This is a genomic window from Mycobacterium sp., assembly GCF_040509115.1.
Lineage (GTDB): Bacteria > Actinomycetota > Actinomycetes > Mycobacteriales > Mycobacteriaceae > Mycobacterium.
Genome location: NZ_JBEVLO010000488.1, coordinates 1 through 2,601, shown reverse-complemented (window position 1 = coordinate 2,601; position 2,601 = coordinate 1). Strand labels below are relative to the sequence as shown.

Here is a 2,601-nt window from a genome sequence, read left to right as displayed (position 1 = left end):
GGGTGCTGACCGGCGGCGCGAGCCGCACGACGTGGGCATTCGACGCAATCACCGACTCCGGTTCGCGTGGGCTGATCCTGCGGATCGGTCCTCCCGACGAGATCCACGCGGGCATGGAGCTCGAGGCCGCCGCGTTGCGCCGCGCCGCCGCCGAGGGGGCGCCCGTACCCCACGTCCTGGTTGCCGAGGATTCCGCTGCCGCACTGGGCAATCCGTTCCTGGTATGCGACTTCGTGGGCGGCGAGACCATCGTCCGCAAGATCCAGCGCGCGCTGGACGACGACTCGCGCGCCGATCTGGTCCAGCAGTGCGCCCGCGCGCTGGCCGCCATTCACCGGGCCGACCAGACCGGGATCGGACTCAAGGCCTCCGACCAACTCGAAGACTGGCACACCCAGCTCGACGAGATGGGCGATACCACGGCCACTTTCGAATGGACGTTCCGCTGGCTCGCGGCACACCGGCCGCCGTCGTCGCCGAACGTGCTGGTACACGGCGACTTCCGGATGGGCAATCTCATCATCGACACCGAGGAGCGACCCGCGCGGCTGGCCGCGGTCTTGGACTGGGAGCTCGCGCATACTGGCGAGGTGTACGAGGACCTGGCCTGGTTCTGCATCAGGGCGTGGCGATTCGGCGCACCGGAGGCGCTAGGCGCAGGCGGTCTCGGCGGCATCGAGGACTTCATGCGCGCCTACGAGAACGCCTCCGGCACGACGCTCGACCGAGACGCGCTGCGGTGGTGGTTGATTCTGTCCACGCTGAGGTGGGGCGTCATCTGCCGATACCAGGCCGAACGGCACCTGTCGGGGCAGACGCGATCGGTCGAGCTCGCCGCGATCGGGCGCAGGGTCTGCGAGACCGAGTTCGATCTGCTCGAACTCCTGGAGGCGAGACCGTGACCAATCTGCACGGCCGACCGTCGGCGGCCGAACTCGTCGCCGCCGTGGCGGAGTTCCTGGAGACCGAGGTCCGCGAGGAGACCAGCGGGGCCATCGGCTTCCACGCCCGCGTGGCAGCCAACGTGCTGCGCATCGTGGAGCGCGAACTCCGCGACGACGCCGGGGAGGCACCGCGATCAGCGCTGGCCGAGTTGGGCTTCGCCAGCGAGGTTGACCTCGCGGCGGCCATCAGGCGCGGCGAGCTCGACGACAGGGGCCCCGTCCTGCTCCCTGCCCTTCGGACGCTGGTGCTGCACCGGTTGGACGTCTCACACCCGGGATATGCACGGCCTTAGCCGGTCAGAGCCGACGGGCGCTGGCCAGCCAGGCGGGCTCGTCGATCACGGTGCCGACCTCGACGCCGTAGGCCTCGGCGTGCGCCTCACCCACCACGCCGCGGTAGGTCGTGGTGTCCAACGCCTCGAGGTCCCAGCCCGTCGAGAACGCTTCGCGGATCACGGCCTCGCTGACCTGGGGGCCGAATCCGCGCCCCGCATCGGACAACGCCAGTACGTGCACCAGCCCGGTTGGCACGACGGCACCGTGCAGGCTCGTGACGTAGCGAGCCCGGTCGTCATCGTCGAAGACGTGGAACAGTGCGCTGTCGACGACCACGTCGTACTGGACGTCGGTGCCGAGGTTGAGCGCATCGGCCACCTCGAACCGGGCAGGCACACCCTTGGCCGCCGCATTCTGCCGCGCCTGCTGCACGGCGTTCGGTGCGAAGTCGATGCCGAGCACGTCGTAGTCCAGGGCAGTGAGCAAGATCGTGTGCTCACCGAGCCCACATCCAGCGTCGAGCACCCTGCCGAAGATGACGCCGGCCTGTTCGAGCGTGACGATCGCCGGCTGGGGCTCACCGATCACCCAAGGCGCAGTGCGCGATTCGTAGGCGTCGTTGAATCGTTGCCTTGCCGTACCGGAAGTGGTCATGCCGCCAGTGTTCTACCTGAACCCCTCTTGAGGTCAACCACGGAGGACGCGAGGTCCGTCGGCGTGGCGAATGGGCTGTTCAACGCCATGGACAGCGACGGAGTGGTGAGCCTGTCGACCGGCGACGCCGTCGTCGAGCGGGGTCGTCTGGCACCTGCCATCTGGCATCGAGGTCATCTGGCATCGAGGTCAAGGCCCGCACCGGCGCATTGAGGGTAATCCGCTGGTTCCTCCGGTCGACCACCCCCCGCGTCGGCATCGTGATCGAGGTCGATGCCGGTCAGATCACCAGGATCGCCGAGTACGTCGCCCTGCGTGCTGAACTTGCCGCCACCGGCGACCTGCTGAACTTGCCGCCACCGGCAACCTGCTGAGCTTGCCGCCACCGGCGACCTGCTGAACTTGCCGCCACCGGCAACCTGCTGAGCTTGCCGCCACCGGCGACCTGCTGAACTTGCCGCCACCGGCGGCAGGCTGAACTTGCCGCCCCCGGCGGCGGCGCGTCGTAGCATCGCCCTTGTGCCCGAGTCCCCATTGAAGATCCTGGTCTACAGCAACAACGCGCGCACTCGCGACCAGGTGAGGTCGGCGCTCGGCAAGCGCGTTCACCCCGACTTGCCCGAGCTGGAGTACCTGGACGTGGCGACCGCGCCCGTCGTCGTCTCCAACCTCGACAAGGGCGGCATCGACCTGGCGATCCTGGATGGCGAGGCGACCCCGACCGGCG

Annotated in this window: 3 protein-coding genes and 1 pseudogene; 3 read left to right on the top strand and 1 reads right to left on the bottom strand. The window is 68.8% G+C overall.

Annotated elements, in window-relative coordinates; genetic code table 11:
* Positions 1-902 (top strand): phosphotransferase family protein (locus ABW137_RS33195; RefSeq protein WP_526406756.1); only part of this gene is annotated, 902 nt, incomplete at its 5' end.
* Positions 899-1,237, top strand: coding sequence for a DUF6285 domain-containing protein (locus tag ABW137_RS33190; protein WP_526406754.1), 339 nt, complete (start codon positions 899-901; stop codon positions 1,235-1,237). The genes ABW137_RS33195 and ABW137_RS33190, both read left to right, overlap by 4 nt.
* Positions 1,238-1,241: 4 nt before the next feature.
* On the opposite strand, the gene ABW137_RS33185 is transcribed toward ABW137_RS33190, so the two are convergent.
* Positions 1,242-1,874 (bottom strand): class I SAM-dependent methyltransferase, encoded by a 633-nt coding sequence (locus tag ABW137_RS33185; RefSeq protein ID WP_526406752.1) that lies wholly within the window; start codon positions 1,872-1,874, stop codon positions 1,242-1,244.
* Positions 1,875-2,393: 519 nt separating this feature from the next.
* Between ABW137_RS33185 and ABW137_RS33180 the strand changes: the two are divergent.
* Positions 2,394-2,601 (top strand): annotated as a pseudogene (locus ABW137_RS33180) (hypothetical protein); the annotation flags it as partial.